This is a genomic window from Streptomyces sp. NPDC026394, from assembly GCF_055567735.1.
Map to the genome: position 1 here is coordinate 1 of NZ_JBVHPX010000045.1, position 22,636 is coordinate 22,636.

Annotated in this window: 22 protein-coding genes and 1 pseudogene; 5 read left to right on the forward strand and 18 right to left on the reverse strand. The window is 67.6% G+C overall.

Annotation, left to right across the window (positions count from 1 at the left end):
• Positions 1-401: pseudogene (locus ACZ4QV_RS41245) on the reverse strand (chitinase); the annotation flags it as partial.
• A 358-nt stretch (positions 402-759) separates the two neighbouring features.
• Between ACZ4QV_RS41245 and ACZ4QV_RS41250 the strand changes: the two are divergent.
• Complete coding sequence (locus tag ACZ4QV_RS41250) at positions 760-1,251, forward strand: hypothetical protein (protein ID WP_467764428.1); 492 nt, start codon at positions 760-762, stop codon at positions 1,249-1,251.
• 230 nt (positions 1,252-1,481) lie between these two features.
• On the opposite strand, the gene ACZ4QV_RS41255 is transcribed toward ACZ4QV_RS41250, so the two are convergent.
• The 3 genes from ACZ4QV_RS41255 to ACZ4QV_RS41265 all read right to left on the reverse strand — a co-directional run bounded on the left by ACZ4QV_RS41255 (position 1,482) and on the right by ACZ4QV_RS41265 (position 4,426).
• Entirely contained in the window at positions 1,482-1,703 is a 222-nt protein-coding gene (locus tag ACZ4QV_RS41255; protein WP_467764429.1) for a helix-turn-helix domain-containing protein, read from the reverse strand.
• A gap of 714 nt (positions 1,704-2,417) precedes the next feature.
• Complete coding sequence (locus ACZ4QV_RS41260; protein WP_467764430.1) at positions 2,418-3,863, reverse strand: flotillin family protein; 1,446 nt, start codon at positions 3,861-3,863, stop codon at positions 2,418-2,420.
• A gap of 59 nt (positions 3,864-3,922) precedes the next feature.
• Positions 3,923-4,426, reverse strand: a complete 504-nt coding sequence (locus tag ACZ4QV_RS41265; protein WP_467764431.1) for a hypothetical protein — start codon at positions 4,424-4,426, stop codon at positions 3,923-3,925.
• A gap of 566 nt (positions 4,427-4,992) precedes the next feature.
• Between ACZ4QV_RS41265 and ACZ4QV_RS41270 the strand changes: the two genes are divergently transcribed.
• From ACZ4QV_RS41270 to ACZ4QV_RS41280, 3 genes are all read left to right on the forward strand, one after another.
• A complete protein-coding gene (locus ACZ4QV_RS41270; protein WP_031006218.1) occupies positions 4,993-5,517 on the forward strand; it encodes a hypothetical protein in 525 nt (174 codons plus the stop codon).
• A gap of 157 nt (positions 5,518-5,674) precedes the next feature.
• The gene (locus ACZ4QV_RS41275) at positions 5,675-6,361 is read left to right on the forward strand and encodes a hypothetical protein (protein WP_467764432.1); all 687 of its coding nucleotides are present in this window, start codon (positions 5,675-5,677) and stop codon (positions 6,359-6,361) included.
• Position 6,362: 1 nt separating this feature from the next.
• Positions 6,363-7,544 (forward strand): MAB_1171c family putative transporter, encoded by a 1,182-nt coding sequence (locus tag ACZ4QV_RS41280; RefSeq protein ID WP_467764433.1) that lies wholly within the window; start codon positions 6,363-6,365, stop codon positions 7,542-7,544.
• A gap of 213 nt (positions 7,545-7,757) precedes the next feature.
• Here ACZ4QV_RS41280 and ACZ4QV_RS41285 read toward each other — a convergent pair whose 3' ends face one another.
• The 14 genes from ACZ4QV_RS41285 to ACZ4QV_RS41350 form a co-directional block, all read right to left on the reverse strand.
• Positions 7,758-8,825: a glucose-1-phosphate thymidylyltransferase gene (locus tag ACZ4QV_RS41285; protein ID WP_467764434.1), complete on the reverse strand. Its 1,068-nt coding sequence runs from the start codon at positions 8,823-8,825 to the stop codon at positions 7,758-7,760.
• The gene (locus ACZ4QV_RS41290) at positions 8,822-9,865 is read right to left on the reverse strand and encodes a glycosyltransferase family 2 protein (protein ID WP_467764435.1); all 1,044 of its coding nucleotides are present in this window, start codon (positions 9,863-9,865) and stop codon (positions 8,822-8,824) included. Before ACZ4QV_RS41290 ends, ACZ4QV_RS41285 begins: the two co-directional genes overlap by 4 nt.
• Positions 9,865-12,438 (reverse strand): class III lanthionine synthetase LanKC, encoded by a 2,574-nt coding sequence (gene lanKC, locus ACZ4QV_RS41295; RefSeq protein WP_467764436.1) that lies wholly within the window; start codon positions 12,436-12,438, stop codon positions 9,865-9,867. The genes ACZ4QV_RS41290 and lanKC overlap by 1 nt, the downstream gene beginning before the upstream one ends.
• Positions 12,439-12,467: 29 nt before the next feature.
• Entirely contained in the window at positions 12,468-14,108 is a 1,641-nt protein-coding gene (mpaP, locus tag ACZ4QV_RS41300; protein WP_467764437.1) for a daptide biosynthesis intramembrane metalloprotease, read from the reverse strand.
• A gap of 11 nt (positions 14,109-14,119) precedes the next feature.
• Entirely contained in the window at positions 14,120-14,860 is a 741-nt protein-coding gene (locus tag ACZ4QV_RS41305; RefSeq protein ID WP_467764438.1) for an ABC transporter permease, read from the reverse strand.
• Entirely contained in the window at positions 14,853-15,587 is a 735-nt protein-coding gene (locus ACZ4QV_RS41310) for an ATP-binding cassette domain-containing protein (protein WP_467764439.1), read from the reverse strand. The genes ACZ4QV_RS41305 and ACZ4QV_RS41310 overlap by 8 nt, the downstream gene beginning before the upstream one ends.
• A complete protein-coding gene (locus tag ACZ4QV_RS41315; protein WP_467764440.1) occupies positions 15,580-15,774 on the reverse strand; it encodes a hypothetical protein in 195 nt (64 codons plus the stop codon). The genes ACZ4QV_RS41310 and ACZ4QV_RS41315 overlap by 8 nt, the downstream gene beginning before the upstream one ends.
• 110 nt (positions 15,775-15,884) lie before the next feature.
• Positions 15,885-16,049 (reverse strand): daptide-type RiPP, encoded by a 165-nt coding sequence (locus ACZ4QV_RS41320; protein ID WP_358975195.1) that lies wholly within the window; start codon positions 16,047-16,049, stop codon positions 15,885-15,887.
• 88 nt (positions 16,050-16,137) lie between these two features.
• Complete coding sequence (locus ACZ4QV_RS41325; RefSeq protein ID WP_165417107.1) at positions 16,138-16,305, reverse strand: daptide-type RiPP; 168 nt, start codon at positions 16,303-16,305, stop codon at positions 16,138-16,140.
• Between the two features lie 99 nt (positions 16,306-16,404).
• Complete coding sequence (mpaC, locus tag ACZ4QV_RS41330; RefSeq protein WP_467764441.1) at positions 16,405-17,622, reverse strand: daptide-type RiPP biosynthesis dehydogenase; 1,218 nt, start codon at positions 17,620-17,622, stop codon at positions 16,405-16,407.
• A complete protein-coding gene (mpaD, locus tag ACZ4QV_RS41335; RefSeq protein ID WP_467764442.1) occupies positions 17,619-18,908 on the reverse strand; it encodes a daptide-type RiPP biosynthesis aminotransferase in 1,290 nt (429 codons plus the stop codon). Before mpaD ends, mpaC begins: the two co-directional genes overlap by 4 nt.
• A complete protein-coding gene (mpaM, locus tag ACZ4QV_RS41340; protein WP_467764443.1) occupies positions 18,905-19,720 on the reverse strand; it encodes a daptide-type RiPP biosynthesis methyltransferase in 816 nt (271 codons plus the stop codon). Before mpaM ends, mpaD begins: the two co-directional genes overlap by 4 nt.
• Positions 19,720-20,772, reverse strand: a complete 1,053-nt coding sequence (gene mpaB / locus ACZ4QV_RS41345; protein ID WP_467764444.1) for a daptide biosynthesis RiPP recognition protein — start codon at positions 20,770-20,772, stop codon at positions 19,720-19,722. The genes mpaM and mpaB overlap by 1 nt, the downstream gene beginning before the upstream one ends.
• A 181-nt stretch (positions 20,773-20,953) precedes the next feature.
• Positions 20,954-21,916: an LLM class flavin-dependent oxidoreductase gene (locus ACZ4QV_RS41350; protein WP_467764445.1), complete on the reverse strand. Its 963-nt coding sequence runs from the start codon at positions 21,914-21,916 to the stop codon at positions 20,954-20,956.
• 421 nt (positions 21,917-22,337) lie between these two features.
• Between ACZ4QV_RS41350 and ACZ4QV_RS41355 the strand changes: the two genes are divergently transcribed.
• A complete protein-coding gene (locus ACZ4QV_RS41355; protein ID WP_467764446.1) occupies positions 22,338-22,559 on the forward strand; it encodes a hypothetical protein in 222 nt (73 codons plus the stop codon).
• The last annotated feature ends 77 nt before the right edge of the window (positions 22,560-22,636 follow it).

Sequence of the window (22,636 nt, forward strand, 5' to 3'; positions counted from 1 at the left end):
CCCGCGCCCTGGTGGTTGCCGAGCACCGAGAGGATGACCTTGATGCCCTTGCGCTGCAGCGGCCGCACCTCGGTGGCAACGTTGTCAAGGACGCGTTGCACGTTCTCGTTGAAGTGCAGATACGCCGTCTTCGTGTCCGTGTTGTAGTTGATGTTCGCTGCGAAGATCACGGCGACGTCGAAGGCGTTGCCGCCGCCGTTGGCGAGGGTGTACTTGCCTACGTTGAGCATGCTGTGGTCGTTCACCTCGATGTAGGCCACCGAGGCCGGCCCCTGCTTCTTGGGGGCGGGGGCAGGGGCCGCTGCCGCGCCGGTCGGGGTGGCAGCGCCGAAGGTGAGGGCCGCGATGGCCGAGAGCGCGAGCGCGGCCGTCCGCACTCTGCGCCGTATCAGATGCAGCATGGGTGATCGGTCTCCCGTCGTAGGGGGCGGCGCCCGACCTGTTCGACAGCGCCGGGTGAGCCCTGCGAGTTCTACACCCCGTCCCGTTGTCCCGGAAGAGGTCCGCAGTATGTGAACGCCGACGAGGTCACCGGAGGAGCGAAAAGTGCCGTATAGGGGCCGCCGGGGCCGACGCGCATTCGGCCGCGGACGGGGCGTCGACGGCCGCGCCGAGCCCGCCAGGTGTTTCGCTGCAACGCGGCCATTGCGCGGTCGCGCCGCAGAGAAGGAGGCAGTAGGCGCCTTCGAATCCCGCCCCCTCCTTGGTAACCTTTACTTACCAGCCCTGGTAAGTAAAGGTTACCAAGGAGGTAGTGTCATGAATCCGGCCCCTCAGCAGGCCCTTGAAGCGGTCGGCCGGGCCCGCGACACCGAACTGGCGGTGCGCATCGCCAACAAGGCCCGCGCCGCGCTCGCCCACGAACGCACCGCCTTGGCGGCCCTGGCCGCGGCCGACGCCGGCGCCTCTCACCGCGCCATCGCCGCGAAGATGGACATCTCCCATGTCGCCGTCGGCGCCCTGATCGCCAAGGCCCGGGCGCTTCCGCCTCTCGTGGAAGGGCGCGTCGGCCGCAGCCCGCTGGGCATCGCCATGCGCTACGCCGCCGGCGAGATCGACCGGGACACCCTCGTCGAGGCGCTGGCCACCTGGCCCTACGCCCCGCGCGCGCTCCCTGTGGGACTGCCCGACGGCGGGGCCGCGCTGCCGGTACCGGGCGCCTTCGACGAGGTGCGCGGCGCACTGGAATACGGCTACATCGACCAAGACGTGTACGACGCGATCCTGCGCCGTCGCGCTGAGCAGCGGTAACGCCCGGACCGAGCTTCCTGGCGCACCCGGAGAAGGTGTCCGCAACGGGGCGGTGGTCGTTGCGCAGGGTGGCGGTGTCACGCTGCCTGCCCTGATCTCCAGGCAGCCCAGGCCCTCAGCCGCCGCCTGACCGGTCCATACCTCGACGGCTCGTCGGCACGAAGGCGCGCTGTCGAAGGCTCTCCGGCTGCTCTGCTGGGCGACGGGGTCCAGGCGAGCGGCCCCGTCGGTCAGGCCGAGGCGGCCTTTTTGCCCCTGGTGGCTCCGCCACGGCCACGCAGGGTCACACCGGATTCGCACAGTATCCGGTGCACGAATCCGTAGGAGCGGCCGGTCTCTTCGGCCAGCGCCCGGATGCTCGCTCCGGAGTCGTACTTCTTCTTCAGATCTGCCGCGAGCTTCTCGCGCGCGGCGCCGGTCACCCAGCTGCTCTTCCTCAGAGTCTCGACCACCTGTGCCTCCTGGAAAGTGTGCTCTGTACTGTCATTACTTCGCCTCCCGCCTTCCTGGTCACCCATTCGGCGCGGTCCGTAGAACATCGTTTGCCGTCATGACGCTGCATTGGCCTGCGGAATGAGGGGTTTCACTCGAAGCCCCCAAGCTCCGGTCCGCACATTCCGAGCGAGCAAGCAGGCAAGAAGAATCCGATACACCCGCTTGTCTGTCCGGGCCGTACGCGGGCGGGGCACTCTGATGAATGCAGATTTCATCAGACCGGGGCAGCAACCTCGGCAGGCTGTTGCCCCGGCAGTGTCATGCCGACCGGACCGAAGCTCAGCGGACATGGTTGCTGTCCTTCACAGCACGTGTGTGGAGACGCTGGAGGCCAGTTCGGCGAAGACCTCGTCGCATCAGAGCCCGTCGGGCCGGCTTCTGACTCACATCGCTGTCGTATCGCTTGTATGGCTCGGACGAGCCTTACAAGCGATCGAGGGAGGAACTCGCCCGCGGTAACGGGCTGCACGGCCCTGGGGCGCTCAACAACCCGACAGTGCCGGGAGGGTCTTTACGTACCGCGGCGACTGTCTTCAGCCTGTCTTCGGGACCACGCGATGCGTAGGTGAAGTCTCCGCTCAGCAGTCCTGCTCGGCGTGGCCGGAAACGGAACGGTCCCGGCCACGCGCGAGAGCCTCACCGGCCACTGCGGGAACTGTCGCGGGCAGGGGTTATTCCATGACCTCAGTCTTCCGGTTGGCGGTGGCCGGGGTCGGGGCGGTACCCACCCCGCCGGTCTTGCGCGTCATTGCGCGCCGGGTGAAGCCCTTGAGCAGTTCAGCGAGGTCGACTCCGGTGGTGGAGCTGAGGAGCTCAACGCCCTGGGCGACGTTGTCGGTGACCGTACGCGAGAGCCGGCTCGCGCCGTCCGTGGAGATCACCGTCATCTTGTCGACGGCGCTCAGCGGCTCGGACGCTTTGGCGACAACCTGCGGCAGGACCTCGGTCAGCATCTGGATGACCGCTGCGTCCCCGTACCGGTCGAACGCGTCGGCCTTCTTCCGCATCGCCTCCGCTTCGGCCGCACCCCTGGCGGCGATGGCGGCCGCCTCGGCCTCGCCCTCGATGCGTACGGCGTCGGCAAGCGCCGCGCGGTGGGCCTTTTCCCCCTCACCGGTCAGGCGGGAGCGTTCGGCGTCCGCCTCGGCCTGCTTGACCAGGGCGACCCGGCGGGCTTCGGCTTCCTGCTCGGCCTGGTAGCGCGCGGCATCGGCGGGCTTGCGAATCTTGGTGTCGAGCTCGCGGTCGGTCAGCGCGGCCTGCCGCTGGGCGACCTTCTCCTGCTCGCTGAGGACTTCCTGCCGGCGTGCGGCCTCGGCCAGCGGGCCGGCCGCGTCGGCCTTGGCGGCAGCGGCCTCGGTCTCCACGCGGATCTCGGCCTGCTTGAGGGCGAAGGTCCGCTCGGCGACCGCGATTTCCTCGGCCGCCTTGAGACGGGCCTGCTCGGAGACGCGCTTGGCGTTGGCCTCGGCGATGTCAGCTTCCTGCTTGGCGCGGGCGGCCTCGGGGCGGCCCAGGTCCTCCAGGTAGGAACCCTCGGTGGTGATGTCCTGGATCTGGAAGGCGTCCAGGACCAGGCCCTGACCCGAAAGGCTGGTCTCCGCCTCTTCGGCGACCTGGCTGGCGAAGGCGGCGCGGTCGCGGATGATGTCCTCGACCGACATCCGGCCGACGATGGCCCGCAGTGCCCCGGAGAGCACTTCCTGGGTGAAGCCGACGATGCCGTCCTGCTGCTGGAGGAAGCGCTGGGCGGCGGCGCGGATGGCGTCCTCGTTGCCGCCGACCTTGACGATCGCGACGCCTTCGAGGTTGGCCTTGACGCCGCGCAGGGTGACGGCGCCGCGCACGGCGATGGGGATGTGCCGGCTGGACAGGTCGAGCGTGAACTTCTGCTGAACGAAGGGGACGATGAAGACGCCACCGCCGACCACGACCTTCTGGCCGCTGTTGTCGATGGAGATGCGGCCGGTCTCCGGGTCGGTGGACTTCTTGCCGCGGCGGCCGGTGATGATGAACGCTTCGCTGGGCCCGGCGACCTTGTATCGCGTGATCACGACGAGGGCCAGCAGGACCAGGAGTACGACGACTCCCACCACGGAGATGAGAACTGGACTCATGAAAAATCCCCTCTGCCACCCAGGGGACAGCAGATCGAATCGGGCTGTTGACAAAAGGGTCAGTGTTCGACGGGGCGGACGGCGACGGAGGTGGTCGACAGCGCGGTTTCCACCCAGATTTCGGTGCCGCGCATCACAGGCTTTGTGCTCTTGGCCGCCAGCTTCACCGGCTGGCCGGCCACCCGTACCAGCACCTCGCCGTAGCCTTCGGCGGGGATCGCGGTGATGACCGAACCCGCGGCACCGATCAGGTCGTCACGGCGTGGGGTGACCGCCGTCTGGTCACGCATCAGGGCACCGCTGAGTTTCCACGTCAGCCAGCCGGCGGCAGCGCCGGTGACGGTACCCATGGCCGAGGCCGCGCCGGCGCCCGCGTCACTGGTGCCCAGCACGATGGCGCTGGTGAACCCGAGCATGGAGACGAACCCCGCCACGACCGGCAGTGACAGCCAGCCGTCGAGCAGACCGCCCAAGCCGAGCAGCCCTTCAAGGATGTTGCCGAAGACGAGTGAGAGCGCCAGCACGACGATGCCCACCATGCCGAGTCCGAGGAGAATAGTCATGTCGTCCGCCTCGTCTGCCACAGGGAAACCCTGGATGCGGCTCCACCAGGAGCGTCCGCCCTTGCCACAGCCGTTCGGCATGGGTTCAGTGCACCATCGCTGCGGGTGGCAGCGCCTGTTCCGGCCGACGGGGCCGAGGCTGAAAAGGCAGTCATCCTGGGGTCCGTTCTCGATGATCGATGGCTCTGTCCTGACAGGTGGCCGCCCCGTGTCCTGACAGGGGGCGGCCCCGTCGGCATGAGGTTCGCTCAGGCCATACGCTTTCGGCGGACCAGCTCGTAGCCTCGTGGCAGCGCTCTCGAACAGGTCTTCTCGGGCGATGAGAAGCTGTGTGGCCGTCGGAGGCCCAGGGCTCGAACAGCGCCATCTAACAAACTAACCAGGTACGGATCAGGCCGTCCGCGCCGACTAGTACGTTGGACATCGCGAACCATAAGCCCCTCCATCGAGCACCTGTCAAGTCGCGTAGGGACACCTTCACCAGGTGCGGAAGATTCATCTAGTAGAGTGGACGACGGCTAGAATGCGACCACCACCAGCGGCAACCCGGCGACGGGACAGGAGAAGTGATCGCGACGATGGGTGACCAGCAGCCCGCCGCCAGGCGCACCATTGCCCAGAAACTGGGCTACCTGATCGAGACGCTCCACCCCAAGGGCCGGGGACCCTACAGCTACCAAGAGATCGCGGAGCTGATCAGGCAGCGGGCGGGCAACGAGGGCCCCACGGTCTCCCACGGCACGATTCACAACATCGCCATCGGCAAGGTCACCAATCCCAGCGTGGACTCCCTGCGCGCCCTGGGGGACTTCTTCGGCGTCGGGGCTCGTTACTTCCTCGACGAGGAGGCCGCGGCAGCCGTGGACACGCGCATCCGGGAGATCCGCAAGGAAGCGGAGCGAGCCGACGCCAGCGACGAGCTGGCCGATGTCCTGGAGGACAAAGATGTCCGGGCCGTGGCTTTTCGCCTACGCGGACTGTCGGTCAACGCCCTTCGCGGTATCAAGAGCATCGTCGAAGGCGCCCGCCAGGCCGAAGGACTGCCGAAAGTGGAGACGCACAGTTCCCGACGCCACAGACGATCGCAGTAACCACCTACCCGCACCCGCGCAGGACCAAAGCTGACCAGCCCGCACCTACATCGTCTAACATCACCAACCTTCCAAGGCGAAACGGACATGAACACCGACAGGCGTCAGCGGCTCGGGCAAGTCAGCGGTGGCAGGACGGAATGAGGATCGGCCAGGCATGCGGTGGAGAAGAAAACGCCCGGTCAACAGGTGCCGCATTACAGCGGATGAGCTGGATATCCCTATCCCTTTCGACCTTCAAAGCTTCTGCGCGTCCATCGCTCAGCAGCGCGGCCGTCCGCTTATTCTTCTCCCCCTCGACGGCTCGCCAGAACCGGATTTTCCCTGTGGCATCTGGATCGGCCTCGACACCCTCGACCTGGTGTTCTACGAAACGGCAGCGGCCGGCATCCTGCGCGTACAGATCATTCTTCATGAAATAGCGCACATGCTCCTCGGACATGTCGCCCCTCAGCTCGCCGTGGGCCAAGATGTTTCCGAGGAAGAACTGGCTACGGTGAGCGACCACTTCGAGAGGCTGCTCGCACGCGCTCCCGAAGCCATCGACGCCCTGAGCCGACCGCACCTCCCGATCGCGGGGATCATGCGCGCGGAAGCAGACCGTATCCGTGCCCTGGCTGCGGCATCACAGCCCGTGGACGATGAACTTGGCCTGTCCGCCGACCGTATAGTCGATCTTCTCGGACGCACGAAATTCGACAACTGTCAGGAACGGGACGCAGAAATTCTGGCCACACTCATACTGGAGCGAGCCAGTCGCAGAGAGGCGCGACCCACCTGCAAAAGGGCCACAAGGGCACTCGCCCACCTCAACGACACTTTTGGACATCCGGTACGCCGATAGCATGTGCCCCCTCAAACACGTCGCCCTTGCCGCGCTCTGGGCCGTAACCGCATGGCGCCTGCCATCCGCCGTCCGCGTGGCCAAGCAGCGGTCAGTGTGGGTCGCCTTTGCCTCCATAGCCGCCGCCAACACCCTGGCGCATCCCGCCGTCGAAGGCCCCCTCGACGAAGTCACCGGCATCAACAACCTGGCCACACTGGTCAGAAATCTGTTGGGCATCATCGGTTACAGCGCGTTCCTGCAGTTCGTCATCTCCGTGGCCCGCCCCCAGGCCATTCGCACCAGCCGCCGACTGCTGACTGTCTGCGGAATCGTCAGTGCGTGCGCGCTCGTCTTCCTGTTCGCCGTCACACCGCGCCCTTACAACGCCGACAACTTCTTCGAGGCATACACCGGTCGGCCACTGGGAACCGCGTACTGTTGCGTCGTCCTGGGCTACTTGGGTGTCAGCACGGTGATCGCGACCTGTCTCTTCATGGGATACAGCCGCCACGCCGGAGACGCCTGGCTGCGCGTCGGGCTACGCCTACTGGGCATCGGCACCGGCCTCGGTGCTTTCTACACCGTCTTTTGCGCAGCGCGCCTGCTGACTCGGCTCGCCCATCAGCCCTTTGTGACCGATGATCACACGGCCCTGTCGCTCGCCCACCTCATCGAGGACACCGCCGTCGTCTTCATCGTCGTCGGCAATTCGGTACCTGCCTGCGGCGTCCTGTGGCGCGCCCTGTTCGACTGGCGCACCCTGCGTCGGCTTCGGCCGCTGTGGAGCTCCCTCACCGAGGCGGTACCCGACATCGTCCTGGAAGGCCCCATCCACCGCACGCTACGCATCCGGCTCCACCGTCAGGTCATCGAGATTCACGACGCCAGGCTCGTCCTCGCCTCCTACGCTTCCCCGCGGCTGCGCGAACAGGCCCACCAGCGTGCCGCGCAAGTCCTGCGCGACGGTGAGCGCCGCACCGCTCTTGCCGAGGCCCTATGGCTCCGGGCCGCTTGCGAAGCCAAACTCGCCGGCGCCCAACCGCTGGCCGACTCCGCCGAAAAGCTCACCGTCCTATCGGAACACCAGGACCTCAGCTTCGACTTCGACACCGAGGTTGCGTGGGTCCGGCAACTGTGCGAAGCGTTCCACTCCCCCACAGCCGACGCCTTCGCGTGGGAACAGCAGTTGGAGCAAGCATGACAGCCCACTCCGGACAGGCATAGGCCGCTCACTCCAGGTGCGGGCGGTTGCCCACGTATCCGAGCGCGTCAAGAACGGTGGCGGCCGACACCGGAGGACCTTCGGGCAGCCGCGACGGCGCGGCCTGGCACTGCGCCGTCCGTGCACAGTGGGAGCCGGTGCAGCCAGCACCTCCGGTAACGAGAGGCGTCATGCGTACATGCTTCCATTCCCCTACTTGTCGATCCGGACCTGGCTGTGGTCCCCGAGAACGAGCCGATGCGCGTGCGCCCGTCGCTCCTCCCCTTTGACCTGGACCGACCGCCCGATGAGGGAGCCTTCGACACGTCCGGCGTTCTCGATTCGCGAGTCCTGCAGGATCACCGAATACTCCACCGCACTGCCGCTGATCACACAGTCGTCGGCGACGGAGGTGGAGGGACCGATGTAGGAGTCGAGGATAAGGCAGTTCTCCCCGATGACGGCAGGCCCGACGATGCGTGATCGCTCCACCCGTGCTCCTGGCGCGATCCGGACCCGCCCGATGAGCTCGCTGGTCTCGTCGACAGATCCCTCCACGCAGGACTCGATGCCTTCGAGTACGGACCGGTTGACTTCCAGCATGTCGGCGACGTTGCCGGTGTCTTTCCAGTAGCCCGTGATGACAGTGGAACGCACTGTGCGATCCGAGTCGACCAGATTCTGGATCGCATCGGTGATCTCCCACTCACCACGGGCCGAGGGCTCAAGAGTGGCGACGACGTCGTGGATGGCCGCCGAGAAGAGGTAGATGCCGACCAGGGCGAGGTCGCTGCGCGGATGGCGTGGTTTCTCCTCCAGGGCGATGACCTGCCCGTCGGGGCCGAGTTCCGCCACTCCGAACAGCGAAGGTTCCTTGACCCGGGTGAGCATGATCCGTGCGTCGGGCCGCTCGGCGCGGAACTCCTCGACGAGCGCAGTGATACCGCCGACGATGAAGTTGTCGCCGAGGTACATCACGAAGTCTTCGTCGCCGAGCCAGTCGCGGGCGATGAACACGGCGTGCGCGAGACCGAGCGGGCGCTCCTGAGGCAGGTATGTGATGCGTGCGCCGAAGCGCGCGCCGTCACCCAGAGCGGCCTTGATCTCCTCGGCCGTCTCTCCTACGACGACTCCGATCTCGGAGATGCCCGCCGCGGCGATCGCTTCGATGCCGTAGAAGAGAACGGGCTTGTTGGCCACCGGTACGAGCTGCTTGGCCGCGGTGTGCGTGATCGGCCGCAGCCTGCTTCCGGTTCCGCCGGCCAGGACGAGAGCCTTCACGGGGCGCACCCCGCAGCGATCTCGGCGATCAGGTCCAGCTGCCTGCGCTGGACGCGCCGCACGAGTTCCCCGATGCGGCGGGCATGCTCTGCGGTAGGGCACCACAAGGGCTGAGCCAGTACGAAGCGCCCTTGTCCGGGTACGACGACGAGATCGGGCCAGAGCGGGCCGGGTTTCTGGGCCGCTCGCGCGATCTCTGCGGTCAGGTCTCCCTGCCAACCGAGCGGTGCAGTGAACTCCGCCGTGGCCTGCGTCCGCTCGTACCAGGCGATGGTGTCGGCGGCGTAGGCTTCGCGGCACGCGGTTTGGTGGCGTTCGTGCCGAAGCTCTCCGAGCGCCGCGCGGGCGTGGCGCGGGTCGTCGAACACAGCGAGCGGCAGGCGGTGCCTGCGCACCGTACGGTGCCGGCGGGTGCCGCTGTCGTCGAGAAGGAACGCGCTGCGGTCACGCATGGTGCTGAAGCGCACGCCGTCATCCGCCATGCGCAGCCACAGGTCCCAGTCCTCCAAGCCGTCTCCCGAACGCCAACCGCCGACCCGGTCGGCGAGCCGGCGGCGGTGCGCCACCCTTGATGGCTCGAACATCGGACCGAGCACCTGGATCTCCGGGTGCCAGCAGAGGTCGAGGACATTGGAGCGGGAGGTGACGCGCTCGGACGTGTCCCTGCGTTCGAAGCCGGTCGCCACCAGATCGGCCCCGGTGCCGAAGACGTACAGCAGGAGCTGAAGGTGCTCCTCGCGCCAGCGGTCGTCGTGGTCGAGGTAGGCGACGAACTCGCCGCGTGCTTCGGCCAGTCCGATGTTGCGGGGGCCACTGGGGTGGCCGTGCCGCCCGGCACGTATCAGCCGGATGCGCGCGTCTTCGTCGGCGGCCCGGCGTACCCAGTCGTCCGTGTCGTCGGTGCTGCCGTCCGAGACGACGAGCAGTTCCCAGTCGGTGACGGTTTGAGCCCGTACCGAGTCGAGCGTGCTGGTGATCGCCCGGGAACGGTTGTAGGTGGGACATATCACCGAGATGCGGGGGGCGGATGGGGTCTTCATCACTGCTCGGCCCACGGCCGGCCACCGGGCCGAGGCGTCAGAAAGGGCAGTCCGAAATCCTTGCCGCCCAGGACAGCGTCGACCGCGAAGAGCACTCCCGCCGCGCCGGTGGCGAGGTCCGTCGACAGCCGCAGGCACTGGTCGCCGAGGAACGCGAGGTTGCCGGCGTGCGGGATGGCGTGCCAGCCGAAGGCCGCCAGGTGCTGTCGCAGGGGGTCGTCCTGCCCGGCGGACCTGTGCAGCTGGTGTCGGGCAAGTACGGCACCGGCGCGGCCGGTGAACAATCCCGCGTGGGCGAAGAAACGCGGGGCGATCGTCTCGCGCAAGTCGTCGAGAGTCTTCGCCAGCTCCGGATCCGGAGCGTGCGTGAGCAATTCGTGAAGGACCAGCGCCATCCCCGCACCGCCGGTCAGGACGGGCGTACGCCACGGAGCATCCTGCGCTGCGGGCTGCCCGGACGCCCAGCCGCTGAGGGCAAGGTCGTGCCTGAGGGCGTCGACGCCCTGGACCAGGTGCTTTCGGTCCTGTGTCTGTTCGTACAGGCGCAGCAGGAACAGCGCGCTGCCCGAGCGACCGCGCATCAGGCCCGGCCGCTGCCGTAGCCCGGAGGCGCGCTCTGCCTGGCCGGTGATGCGATCGGCGAGGCGAACGGCGTGCTCCAGGAATGCGCTCTCGCCATCGCGGCGGGCGAAGTGCAGGAGGGTGAGCCCGATCCCGGCCCTGCCGCTGAAAAGGCTGTGGTCGGCATCCTCGTCGGGCAGGTCCGCTACGCGGCCGAGGAGTTCTCGTGCCTCCTGGGTGCGGCCGAGCCGGTCGAGGGTGTAGGCGACACCGCTGAGACCGTCGTAGAACCCCGGATGTGGTTCCGTCAGACGACTGGTGGAGTTTGTGAGCCAGTCGATGTGGTCGTCGGGGACGGCGAGGCCGGCCTCGACCAGTGCCCAGAGGACACCGGACGCGCCGTAGGCGAAGTTCACACCACCTCCCTGGTCATGGAATTGCTCGATGTCTCCGGGATAGAGCCGGTCGTCGCGTTCGGGAGTCGCGGCGGCGAGGATGCCCTCGGCGATGCCTTCGCGCAGCGTGGGCCAGTCCTCCTGCTCAGGGCCATCTACCGGCCAGAGCGGCTGCGGCGTGACAGCGGGTTCGGTGCGGTCAGGGCGAATGGCGGGGCCGAGGTCACGCCGGACCTGTTCGGCGTAGTCCGCGGGAACCGGGAAGGTCGAGGCGATCAGCTCGATGAACTGATCGGCCTTGGCAGGACTCCAGGGCAACGCCTGTGTCAGCGGAAGGAAGACACCCAGGCGCAGGCAGCCCAAGGCATAGCGGTCGATGTCCGGGCCGCTGTAGCCCGCCGGGGCCTGGAAGCCGGGTGCCGCAAGCGCCTGCTGCGCGGCGGAGCCGGACTCCCTGCTGGCCTCCAGGTCGATGAAGGCAATTGTTCCGTCAGGGCGTATGAGGACGTTGTTCGGGTGCAGGTCGCCGAAGACCACTGCCCGTTCGTGCAGTTCCTGGATGCCACGTTCGACTTGGTCGAGTACGGACTGCGCCCACTGCGCGTAGTCGGCGAGGTCGTCGGCGGACGGCGTGCGTGGGACGAGGAGGGGGTTGCGCTGCTGCATCTCGCGCGCCAGGGGCTGTCCTTCGACGAACTCGCGGGCCAGGAAGTAGTGCTCGCGCCCCTTGCGGAAGTCCACCAGCGCGGGCATGCAGTCCAGCCCTTCGAGACGCTGAAGAGCCCAGTGCTCCCGGCGCAGGCGTTCCAGCGCGTCAGCGCCCTCGGCATCCAGACCGGCAAGCGGACGAGCCTCCTTCAGCAGCACGGCGTCGCCAGACCTGATGTCGGTGGCCTCGTAGACCCCACCACCGTTGGAGAAGTGCAGGGCCTTCGTGGGACGGAACGGGAAGTCGTCCAGGGTTGCGGCGTTGCGCGCCGCCAGTGGCTCTTCGAGGCAAGCGGGCAGGGCCACCCACGCGGGAGGGCGGAACCCGGGGCCTCGGACATCCGGCACCCACTTGCCGTCCGGGTCCTGGATGCAGTGCACGGGTTCACCCGACTCGCAGCGCACGAGGTGCGCCACGAATCCGCCGTAGCGTACGTACAGCGGACCGGAGCGCCAGCGGAGGTCGCTGAGGATGTACGGGCCGGGCTCGCCGTCGAGGAGTTCGCCGAGCTCGGTCAGGATCTCGGCCAGGTGCGCCTCGTCGAGCGGGTAGACGGTAACGAACTTGCCGCTGCTGCCGCGATCGCCGTACTTGCTGTTGCGGCGCATCAGGACGCCGCTTCCGCGGATGAACTTGTAGGTCACCTTGCGTGGCAGGCAGTACTCGCTGACCACCTCAATGATCTTCTCGGCGTTCCCGGGGGTCGCGGATACGTGGATCTTCCATCCCTGGGCAGGGAGTTGAACGCCGGGGGGCGTGAGTACCACCCAGTCGTCGTTGGTGCTCCTGCGCCAGCCAGCCGGAAGAGAGGCGCTCGCGGCAGCGAAGTCCCCTGCCGAGGAAGCGGTGTGCGGCACGTCGTAGAAGGAGCCGCCAGGCTGGCAGAAGTCGAAGTACCGGACGTTCATACGCTTTTCCTTGCAGTTCTCTCGCTCGTCTACCAGCGCCAGGCCGGAGCGATGTACCTGGCGTACAGCCACGCCCCGACTGACTTGGTCCCAGCATCCACTTGGGCCACACCACAACGGGCCTTGGGGGTCTTGCTCGTCGTCAGCGGATAGCTGACAGCGGGCGCGGGCAGCGCGTCGGTGCGCACAGGCAGGAACACCGACAGGGGTGCGGTCGTGTCGGTGCCGTCGTTGCCGGCGACGACAGCCTGGCCGGTTTCCGTTCGGGCGGCTACACCCGCCCGGTACAGGCGCACTGTGGTGTTCTCGCGAATCGCCGATTGGTCGGCCGAAGGAGCGAGGATGAGCTCGACTCGCCCGCCGTCTCGCACGAGATAGCCGCCGGTGACGGAGTACGGCACCTTGACGAACGTGAGTGCCGCTCCTGCCACGGCCACGGCCAGCGTCACCACGGCGCCGATCCGCAGGGCAGGGGCTTGTCCGGTCCTCGCCTCACGGACCACGCGCACCAGACCGCGCACCAGGTGATAGGCGAGGTAGCAGATGCCGCACAGCACCAGCGACGCGCCGAATGCTCCGAGGCGCTGCAGCGAGTCCGCCCACAGCCGCATGGCCGTGGCGACCATGTAGACGGGGAAAGCCATGCAGGCGAGGCCGAAGGGAATCGCCCACCACTGAGGAAGTCGGCGTTCATGGCTTCCCCCGAACAAGATCCGGGCTGTGAAGCGCCGTGCGTCGTCCAGGGCGCGGTCCCGCAGGTGCGGGATGTCGAGATGGCTCATCAAAGCGATGTAGCCATCCAGCTTGACGAACGGAGTCAGGTTGAGCAGCCCGGAGATGTACGTGACGACAGCGAAGACGATCAGGCCGTCCCGTACATTCGCCTCGGCGAACAGCGAGGCCGTGGCCGCCGCGCCGGCGATGACCACCTGCGTGGCGATCCCTGCCAGGGCCACCGCGACACGCTGCTGCCTCCGAGGGAGCCGCCAGCCGTCGGAGACATCGCAGAAGAAGGCGGGCGACATGTAGAACAGCATCACGCCCATCCGTCCGGGCCGGCCGCCGTGGTGGCTGAGGACGGCGCCGTGACCGAACTCGTGGACCGCTGTGGTGGCGAGAACTCCGCCGACGACGGCCAGGTACGTGGACAACGGCAGCGGTTGCCCCAGAGCCAACCTCACCTCGGGTGCCTGAGAGGCCAGCGCCAGCACACCGCACAGCGCGAGCGCGACGGCCGCGGCCACCCCCGCTCGACTCGTCAGGAGCCTGACGAGCGGCGAGAACCGGCGCAGCAGGCGCTCGGGGCTCAGCACGGTGAACTGCACGGTCAGGGGCGGGACGAACTTGACCCACCGACCCCGCTGCCTGACCCGCTCGCCATCGTCGAGCAGCCGACCCTCTGCGAGTTTGTCGACGGCGGTGCCGACCGCCTCCACGGTCCACGGCGGTCCGAGGGTGTCTGCCAGACCGGCGTGATCGCGTGTTCCGTCGACGGCGAGCGCCAGTCGAGCCAGGTCGGGCTGGACACGAAAGTACTTGTGCTGGCCGCGTTGGATGACCCAGGGGGCTCCTTCCTCGGCAGGCTCGTGCACCGACACTTCGGCAGCGAGCCTGGGCCGGACCAGGAGCTCAGGGGCGATCTCGACCGACGGCGCGGTCTTGGAAGACATGATGGTCGGCCTCATGTGATGTCGCGGGAGCGGAACAGCCTGTGTGCCGCGAACCCGGCCGCGCTCAGCCAGCCCGCTATGACCAGGAGAGCGACTGAGGGAGAGAGCAGGTCGGTGTGCACATCCCTGTAGAGCGAGCTCATGGCGATCGTGAGGAGGTACTTCGCGGCGTCCGGCACCAGGCGCTGCAGAGCGGGGTCCAGGAGGAGGGTCAGGGCCATCAGCGTGCCCACGGCACCGATCTGGTGCCGGATGATCCAGCCGACGAAGACGCCCCACGGGGCGGCCAGCACATTGCAGGCGAACACACCCAGGGCGATCAGCGAGGTCTCCGAGGTCCACTCAGGACTGCGGTCGTACCCGGCAAGCGTCACCCAGCTCGATACGGCCGCCAGCAGGACGGCGAGCAGCCCGGACAGAGTGCCCACGGCGGTGCCGACCAAGAGCTTGGCGGAGAACAGACGGCTTCTTCCGGTCAGGAGCACGGAGCGGCTGACGGAGCCGGAGGAGTACTCCCGGGTCACCAGAAGCGCGCCGAACAGCGAGGCGAACAGGAAGGTCATCATCCATGACCGCACCACGTCGTCGGTGATGACCGCGATATCGCTCTGACCTGTGCCGATCCTCTTGTCGCCCTCGGCTGCGTAGCCGAAGCTCGTCACCAGGGACATGAAGACGGCGATCGAGGTCAACACGGCCCAGGCGCGGCCGGTCCATGCCTTCGTCCACTCGCCCCACAATGCCTCACGCATGCGTATTCCCTCCGCTGCCCGCTCCCGCCAACTCGAAGAAGCGGTCCTCCAGACGTTCCGTGCCGCCGGAGGTCAGGGCGCTGAGCTCGCCCGCATAGCGCAGGGTGCGCTGCAGGATCACCACATCGTCCACGGTCTGCTCGACCTCGGCGAGCAGATGGCTGGAGAGCAGAACGGTGCGTCCCTCGACGGCGAGGGAGCGCAGCAGTCCGCGCAGCCACCGAATGCCGTCCGGGTCCAGACCGTTGACCGGTTCGTCGAGCAGCAGCAGTTCGGGGTCGGCCAGCAGTGCCGTGGCCAGGGACAGCCGCTGTTTCATGCCGGTCGAGTAGCCCTTGACCTTGCGACCGGCGCTGTCGGCGAGGCCGACCAGGTCGAGCACTTCGTCCACCCGGGCCGTGGGCAGGCCCAGCGTTCTGGCCCAGACCAGGAGATCACGGCGGCCTGTGGTTCCCGGGGTAGGCCCGATCGCGTCCATACTGACACCGACCCTTCGGGCGGCATGGGGCAGATCGCCGTAGGAGTGGCCGAGTACGGTCGCGCTCCCCGCGGTGGGCCGGGTCAGTCCGAGGAGCATGCGGAGCGATGTGGTCTTGCCGGCGCCATTGCGGCCGAGCAGGCCCACGACCCGTCCGGGGCGAACGGTGAAGGACAGGTCCTCCACGGCCGAGACCGGCCCGAATCGCTTGCTGACGGCGTGGAACTCAACGACGGGAACCTCACTCACGACGGCTCCGTGTCACGGCGGCGCCGACAACGGCCATGCCGCCCGCCAGCGCGAGGACGAGCACGGCGGTGACGCCGATACGTACGCCTCCGGACAGGTTCACCGTGGCCATCACCACTCCCAGTGCGATCAACGCACAGAGGCCGGCCATCACTGATGTGATGCCCGCCTGACTCTTGCTGTTCATGCCAGCTCCTCATCCACCGCTTGGTGCTACTTTCTGTGTGGCGGCCGGGAGTCTGTGGTGGCGGATGCTGCCCGCCACCGCAGACTCCCGGCTTCAGTTCCGGTACGTCATCAGGTGGCGATGCTGGCGGCCACGCTGACGGCCGCGCTCGCGGCGGCGGTACCGCTCACGGCGACGCCGTACGAGAAACCGGTCCAGAAACCCGGGGCCTCCATGGCCTCCAGCTCCTGCATACCCAGCTCCAGCACCGGCTGGATCTTCTCTATCTCCTGCATTGATGACACTCCCTCGCAGTTCAGGGTCCGAACGTTTCCTACGATCGTGTCGTCACCGATTGCTCCGGTGACCTGACCGCACCCGGGATCAGGTGATCGCCGCGGCCGAGAGCGCGGCGCTGCCGTAGGCAGCGGAGGCGCTGACGACGACTCCGGCGCTGACACCGGCGGCGGTCCACCAACCGGGCGCGTCCATGGCCTCGAGCTCCTGCATACCCAGCTCCAGCACCGGCTGGATCTTCTCTATCTCCTGCATTTCCCCTCCTTCTTTTGTCGAAGTTCTTCACTTCCTCCGCTTCGAACCGCTGGACTGCGGGCCGAAGCAGAAGTCCTTGATGAGCGCATGTGGCGCTGTTCAGGCTGGCGGAGGCAGGTCCTGGACCGGAGGTTCCGATCCGGCCGCCTCGTTCAGCAGGCTCAACAAGTCGTCGACGGCAAGACCGCCGAGCATGGGCAGCCCCGCGCCCCAAGCCCGTACGATCCGCAGCGCGACGGCCTCGGCATGGTCGGGCGTCAGGCGAACGCTCCGGTCGACCCCCCACGAGTCGATGAGTGCGGCAACCCCGGCGGCCGGGTCTGCGGGGAGTTGCTCCGGTCCTTCTGACCGGAGCAGAGACCACAGCCGCCGTAGCCGCCGGGCCGAGCCCAGCCGCCCCTCGCCGGCGTCGATCGCCCGCCACAACGGTGGCAACAGGGCGGCCACCGCTGTCATCTTGCGGATCGCGAGTGCCGAGGAAAGCTCGTTCGCGACGAGCCAGCCCTTGACCGCGTACGGATCGCGGCCTGAGTGGAACCACGCGTCATGGCTGCTGCCGCTCAGCTCGGCGATCTCGAGCCGGAGCCCGTCGGAGCACCGCTGTCCGGCCCGTGCCGCGTCTCGCGCCTCGTATCCGAGTCGCACCAGCCGTCTTGCGGTGTCCTCTACGCGTGCGTCCTGGGGCGGCAGATCGCCGTGGTCGCCGACATACGGGCTCACCAAGCGGAAGAGCGCTTCGAGCACGCCCTCGGCAACCAACTCCTGCGGCAGCGTGGCGGTGGCCAGAGGGTCCATCACGGCGATCTCGGGCCGCAGCGCCTTGCCCATGATCAGCCGCTTTCCCTGCGGGTATGTCAGGCAAGCGACAGCGCTGGACTCTGATCCCGTGCCGACGGTGGTGGGTACGGCGATCAGCGGTACAGGTCGGACCGGCTGAGGAGCGAGCACGATCAGGCCACTGCGCTGGGGCACCGTCAGCCGGGCGGACACCTCCGGGCCCGCCACCGCCAACGTGGCCAGTTTGGCCTGATCAAGCAGGGAGCCACCACCCAGCCCGACGACCAGTTCCGCACCGGCCAGACGTTCCGCGAGAGCGAGCACGCTGCGCAGATCGCCGGGTCCGTGGAACACGAGGGTCTCGGCACAGGCCGCGCCCAGCGCGCCCGCGACGCGCTGGTGAATAGCGCTGTCACGGACAGCGTCGTCGACGAGCACCGTGACGTTCCGAGCACGGATGGCGGCGTCGTTCCTCAGCAGCCGCGCCAGTTCGTCCGCCCCGCTCAGCGGCTGCCGCTTGTTGCCGCCCGTGGTCCTCATCCCCGAGCCTCCGCTCGCGCGGCGGCCCGGTCGGCATACAGGCCAAGACCCGCCCGGATACAGGCGAGGAGTTCGTCCAGTTCGGTGTCGGTGTAGGTCAGTGCGGGGAACAGCTGGATGCCATGCAGACCGGGGTGCACAATGGCACCCGCTTCCCGGACCGCGGAGACGAGCGAAGGGACCTCGGGCTGCGGGAGCGGAGCTCCGCTCCTGTCGGCTGCCGTGACCCGAACCGACCGAAAGCAGCCCACACCCGTCGTGCCGTTCACCAGGGGATGCTCGGCGACAAGCGTGCCCAGCTCCTCCTCCAGTCGGCCGGCCAGCCTCCGCCCCAGGGCGACCGCGTCGAGCCTGTGCATCTCGGAGATGGTGGCCAGGATGGTCGCGCAGGTCACCGGTGTTCCGGCCTGCGTCTCGCCGTGGCTGAGGACCACGCCCGTATCGTCGAAGACGTCTGCCACCGACTGTGCGGCCAGCACCGCGGCGGCGGCACTGGTGCCGTTGGTCAGGCCCTTGGAGGTGATGAGGAGGTCGGGCCGGGCCGGCCACCGCTGGGAGGCGAAGAAGTCCCCGGTGCGGCCGAACCCAGTGGCCACCTCGTCGGCCACCAGCAGGAATCCGTGCTCCTCGCGCAGCCGTAGCAACTCAGCGACGTACTCCTCACTGAGCGGCACGGCTCCCGAGCCCAGTACCGGCTCGACCACCACCGCCGCGACCTGAGCACCCTGGCGGGCCATGAGCGTCGCCAGTTCCCCGGGCTCGTTCGGGGTGACGTGCCGGACCAGCCGCTGGTCGACCCCGTAGACCTGCTGTCCCAGGTCCTCGCCGGTCAGGGCGAAGCCGCCGAAGGTCAGACCGTGATAGCTGCCGCGCAAGCCGACCACGACCTTGCGCCCGCCTATGCCGCGCAGTGCCTGGTACTGCCGGGCGAGCTTGATCGCGAGATCATTGGCCGCGCCGCCCGAGGTGGAGAACAGCACCCGCACGTAGTGGTCGGCACCCGCGAGCTCGACCAGGGCATCCGCCGCACGTCGGGCGTACTCGTTTTCGTAGCGGAAGGCGCTCAAGTACGAGGCCGTGCGCAGAGCTTCGGCAGCGGCATCGGCGATGGCCTGATTGCCGTACCCGAGGTTGGTGTTCCACAGGCCACTGGTGCCGCAGAGCAGTTCCCGCCCGTCGGCGAACCTCACGCGCACGCCTTCCGCGGACACCGCGCACAGGTCGTCCCGGCCGTGCTGATCGGGCGCGAGCAGCGAGGGCCACAGTGCGTGTCGGCCGGAGGTCACGCGGTCACCTGCGCTTCGATCAGCACACTGTGATGACGCATGCCGATGTCGGGCAGCAGGCTCCGGGAGCACACGGCGAACCCGCTCTGACGCAGTTCCTCTTCGAGCTGGTCGGCCGACAGGACGCGGATACTGGTGGTGCACACGTCGACCTGGCCATCTCCGATCACCGCCGGGAACACCGTGACGGTGCGGGCTTCCGCTCCGGGTACCCAGTACTCGAACATCCGGTACCTTCGGCCGCTGTCAGCGGTGAACTCGACTTCGGTCTCGGCAAGCGCCTTACCAACGGCCGCCAGATCCACGGTGGACAGCAGGAAGCGGCCACCGGGTGCGAGGTGGGCGTGTACGGAGTGATACAGGCCCTTCCGGCCAGGGGCGTCCAGCAGCGAGACGGACGTCGTGCCCAGCACGATCACGCCGAACTTCCGTCCGAGTGCGAAGTGGCTCATGTCAGCTTGCACCGTCGTACACCGGTTCCGCAGGGCCTCGGGCGCCCCGGCAAGCCGTGCATCCAGCAGCTTCAGCATGCTGCCGGAGAGCTCCAGTGCGGTGACGTGCCGTCCCGACGCCAGGAGGGGCATGGTCAGGCGCCCGGAGCCGGCCGCCAGGTCGAGCACCGGCCCGGGTACGGCCCGTACAAGGGTGAGCAGTTCACGCACCTCGTGTGTGTCCTGCCCCGCCAGGTCGTGGTAGACGGGGGCGCCGGCCTTGCCGTAGAGGTCGCAGCACACCGCTCTGTCGCCGAGCTCGGCCAAGAGCATGCCGGCGCGGCCAGGGATCAGGAGTCTGTTCAGCGTCGTGTCCGTCATCACGTCCTCGCGGCACTGAGCACGCGGGAGCCGAGTTCGATGCCCGCACGATCGAACAGAGCACGCACCAGTTCGAGATTCTCCCGGCTGGCGAAGCGAGCCGCGGCCTCCACCGAACCGCACACCAGTAGAGCCTCCGCCACCTCGGCGGTGCCGCGATCCAGTTGAAAGCTTCGCCCGCGGCATGCGCTGTGGGCGTACACCGAATCGTCTGTCCACATGAGGAGCGGCAACGCGGGATCGACGGCGTCCGCGATATCAGATAGCTCGCTGAGGGGGGTCACGAGACGACGGCCGAAGCCGGACACCCCGGTGATGTTCAAACCTCGCGCCCGGAGGTCACGAATGCCGTGCAGGGCAGCGAGATAACGTCCGAGCCATGGCCGGTCGGCCAGCGCGGAGGACCGGGTCGACTCCGGCAGCGCTCCCCCCAGGCACACCGCGCAGGGCTGTGCGGTCTCGGAGTTCACGCGCGTCCACTCAGCGACGACCTGGCACAAACTGTCACCTACGGTGCCCAGTCGCCTGCCACCCGGGGACGTCGACAACTCCCCGTACCGCCCCACGTGCAGTCGCAGCACGGGTCCGTCCCCCTGCGAACCCGCACCCAGAGCAGGAAGATCCGCGAGCTGAATGACCGGGTTGGTCAGGAACTCGGCGAAGACGCCCTCGTGGCGTGCGCGGTCGGCATCACGAAGGTAGATCTCGAAGTCCGTACCGTCCGCCACCCGGACCAGGGTGGGGCCGACCACGGACATGTACTCGCTGATCCCGTATGCCTGTATCTGCAGGTAGAAGCCGGGGTCGTGGGAGAACTCCGCGCCCGGTTCACTGAGTGAGCCTTCGTAGCCGACGATCACCGGACCATCCGTGCCGCCCGTATGACCGGGTGCGAAGACCATCGTTCTGGCGTCCACCACGTCGGAGCCCAGCAGAACCGACAGGTGCTGGTGGTCCTCGAGGACCACCGTCAGGGCAGACTCCCGCCCGCCTGGGAAACGCCCCGCACGGCCGGTTGCCCAGCTCATCAGATGCTTCTTCACCGCAGACATGCATCTCCCCTGTTCACACACTCAATTGAGAAATCGAATGACCCGAAGCAGTCAAAGGCTCGGATACGAGCTGAACCGTTCCCGCTCTGACCAGGTTCGGGCCCGGAGCCAGGGCAGCACACATCGATGCACCAACAGCCGTCGGCGATGGCGCGCCCGGTGAGCTGAAGCGGCTGCGCACTTACTGGGCCAGAGCAGTCAGAAGCGCCTTCAGATCGGCCATCGCCGCCTGCGCACCGACCAGGTTGTACACGCCAGTCAGATTCAGGACGACCTCATCCACGCCCGCTGTTTCATACGTTTCGAGCTTTTCGAGCAGTTGGGCGGTCTCACCGCTGAGGAAGGCCTCGCCGTCCACCAGAGCCCTGGCGTCGGCCGCCGGGTCTTCGCCCTTGACGTCCACACCGGCCCGGCGCAGCATGTCGATGTAGTGCGGCCCCTTCAAGTGGGCGGCGTTACTGGCCAGCGCCAGATCCGCTGGCTCGTGACCAGGATGCTCGAGCGCGACCGGCACCATCGCGGTCAGCCGCGGCAGCGCCCGCCCCGCGGCTTCCGCCCCGGTGCGCATCGCCGGGAGCACAACGTCCCGAAGGTAGACAGCGGGCGTCAGCCAGGTGATGGCAACATCGGCGATCTCTCCGGCGAGTCTGGCCATGCCCGGTCGCAGAACCCCGAGCCCGATTTCCACCGGTGGAGCCGGAAAAGGCGGTAGCGAGCCGCGGCAGGAGACATACTGGCCCTTGATATCGACGATTTCGTTCGCCAACAGCCCGCGTACAATGGTGAGATATTCCCGGGCTGCGGTGAGCGGGCTCGCGTAAGGCGCGCCGAGCAAGCTCTCCTGAAGGGATTTCGCGCCGGGGCCGAACCCCGCTGTCACAGGCTGGCCAGTGGTCATCGCCAGCGACCTAGCCTGCAGGGCGGCTTCGAAGGGATGGCGTAACGGCATAAGCGTCACCCCTAGTCCCGCGGGCACCCTGAAACCCGAGCCCGCCGCATGCGCAAAACCTTGGCAAGGCTCCACCAGCAGTGCCTGGCCTTGCCACAGTCGCTCTGCCTGGGTCCAGTGAACAAGGCCCGCGTACGGCAGCACCTGCTCCGGTCGACGAGGCTGGAAGGGCATGAGGACCGAAAATGCAGTCATCGGCTGGAATCCGTTCTCGATGATCGATGGCTTCGTTCTGACCGCTGCCCGGGCTTCACCCTTCGCTCGGGCAACGTGCGTCAAGCGGGGCAGTTGGTTACCTCACGGCGGCGCCCTCCATACGCCCTTCCTGGGCAATGAGAAGTCCGGGCGACTGCCAGACCGAGGAGCCACCAGACAACTGGGGATCCAACAAACTAGCCGCTACCAGACTTCGCCCACACCTCCATCCAATGAAATGGAGAGCGCGATAAATATACACACTCCGGCCGGACGCCCGTGAAGTTGAGTGGGCATGAGCAACACACCATCCGACGGGCCCAGCTAACGAAATAGACGCCCCTCAGTATGCGGGAGCACCGACCGACGGCTCATCGAGCACGCCGCTCGTCACTGCTCCAGGGTTTCGAACAGCCTGCAAATGTACCGAGCCTGCTTCCAAGCCCGCCCCAGCCCCACCCTCATCGCCCCCAAGGAGTTGAACGACGCCGGATATCTGACCGGGCACGGCATCACCAACAACTTCGACGTACTGGCGGCCCCCGCCGGGCTGCGCGAGCGCTTCGTGCGCCGCTACAACCAGACGGTTCCCGACGTGGAGTGGGGCCCAGGCACGCGCGCGCTGCTAGAGGTTGTCCCGTAACTGCTGGCCAGAGGTGAGATGATCTTGTCGTGGCTGGTGTGATCACGGCGTCGGGGCCCTCGTGGATAGGCCCGTTC

Coding starts and splice junctions, on each gene's coding strand:
- ACZ4QV_RS41325 (WP_165417107.1), bottom strand. CDS start 16,305: ATGCAGGAGATAGAGAAGATCCAGCCGGTGCTGGAGCTGGGTATGCAG.
- ACZ4QV_RS41275 (WP_467764432.1), top strand. CDS start 5,675: ATGCGGTGGAGAAGAAAACGCCCGGTCAACAGGTGCCGCATTACAGCG.
- ACZ4QV_RS41260 (WP_467764430.1), bottom strand. CDS start 3,863: ATGAGTCCAGTTCTCATCTCCGTGGTGGGAGTCGTCGTACTCCTGGTC.
- ACZ4QV_RS41315 (WP_467764440.1), bottom strand. CDS start 15,774: ATGAACAGCAAGAGTCAGGCGGGCATCACATCAGTGATGGCCGGCCTC.
- mpaM (WP_467764443.1), bottom strand. CDS start 19,720: ATGACGGACACGACGCTGAACAGACTCCTGATCCCTGGCCGCGCCGGC.
- ACZ4QV_RS41265 (WP_467764431.1), bottom strand. CDS start 4,426: ATGACTATTCTCCTCGGACTCGGCATGGTGGGCATCGTCGTGCTGGCG.
- mpaP (WP_467764437.1), bottom strand. CDS start 14,108: ATGTCTTCCAAGACCGCGCCGTCGGTCGAGATCGCCCCTGAGCTCCTG.
- ACZ4QV_RS41355 (WP_467764446.1), top strand. CDS start 22,338: ATGTACCGAGCCTGCTTCCAAGCCCGCCCCAGCCCCACCCTCATCGCC.
- ACZ4QV_RS41250 (WP_467764428.1), top strand. CDS start 760: ATGAATCCGGCCCCTCAGCAGGCCCTTGAAGCGGTCGGCCGGGCCCGC.
- ACZ4QV_RS41280 (WP_467764433.1), top strand. CDS start 6,363: ATGTGCCCCCTCAAACACGTCGCCCTTGCCGCGCTCTGGGCCGTAACC.
- ACZ4QV_RS41290 (WP_467764435.1), bottom strand. CDS start 9,865: ATGAAGACCCCATCCGCCCCCCGCATCTCGGTGATATGTCCCACCTAC.
- ACZ4QV_RS41350 (WP_467764445.1), bottom strand. CDS start 21,916: ATGACTGCATTTTCGGTCCTCATGCCCTTCCAGCCTCGTCGACCGGAG.
- lanKC (WP_467764436.1), bottom strand. CDS start 12,438: ATGAACGTCCGGTACTTCGACTTCTGCCAGCCTGGCGGCTCCTTCTAC.
- mpaB (WP_467764444.1), bottom strand. CDS start 20,772: ATGTCTGCGGTGAAGAAGCATCTGATGAGCTGGGCAACCGGCCGTGCG.
- ACZ4QV_RS41320 (WP_358975195.1), bottom strand. CDS start 16,049: ATGCAGGAGATAGAGAAGATCCAGCCGGTGCTGGAGCTGGGTATGCAG.
- ACZ4QV_RS41305 (WP_467764438.1), bottom strand. CDS start 14,860: ATGCGTGAGGCATTGTGGGGCGAGTGGACGAAGGCATGGACCGGCCGC.
- mpaC (WP_467764441.1), bottom strand. CDS start 17,622: ATGAGGACCACGGGCGGCAACAAGCGGCAGCCGCTGAGCGGGGCGGAC.